The sequence below is a fragment of the Thermus sp. NMX2.A1 genome, from assembly GCF_000511705.1.
Lineage (GTDB): Bacteria > Deinococcota > Deinococci > Deinococcales > Thermaceae > Thermus > Thermus scotoductus.
The window spans coordinates 1-738 of the sequence record NZ_ATNI01000097.1; the positions used below are offsets into that span (position 1 = coordinate 1).

Here is a 738-nt window from a genome sequence, read left to right on the forward strand (position 1 = left end):
GGGAAGGGCCAGGGAAGAAGCCACCTTCGCCAGAGAACCCCCCTCCCCAAGCTTCCGGTCCCGGTAGACCCGCACCACGAACTCCTCCCCCAGGGCCAGCACCTGCCCAAACACCTTCCGGTCGTCAAACCCCCGGTCCGCCACATACACCAGCCTCCTGCCCACGCCCCCCAATCGCTCCCGGGCCGCCTCAATGGCTCCCTCCACCTCCTTGGGCAGGCTGGCAAACCCCCTCTCCCCGTAGGCCACCAGGTGGGCGTACCCCAGGGCCAGCCGCCCCGCGGGGTCCAACCCCAGGGCGGTGAGGAGCTCGTACCCGGGCCGCCTATCCTTCCCCACCCGGGCTATCCCCTCCAGGGCCCGGGCATAGGGCTTGGCCACCGGGCTCAGGTCCAGGAGGACCAGAACCTCCTCACCCTCCAGGGCAGTCGCGCTCTCCTGATAGACCCGGTCAAGGAGGGCTTCTGCCTCCACCCGTGGGTTGGACAGGAAGCGGTAAAGGGCTTTGGCCTGGTGGAAGCGGTTCTGGAGGGGAGAAGGGAGCGAGGCCACCATCTCGCTCACCCGGGCTGAGCCTGCGGCCAAGGCGCCCCGCACCACCTCTTCAAACCGTCGGTGGAGGCGCTTATCGGGGGAAAACGCTCGCAAAACGGCCCGTGAACTCCTGGAGCCTGGCCTCGGCCACCTTGAGCATGTCCATGGATCACCCCCGGTACCAGATACGGGCTGCGCCCGCAA

General features: G+C 68.3%; 1 pseudogene. It reads right to left on the bottom strand.

Annotated elements, in window-relative coordinates:
• Positions 1-597, bottom strand: a pseudogene (locus tag TNMX_RS10885) (transposase); the annotation flags it as partial.
• Positions 598-738: the final 141 nt, after the last annotated feature.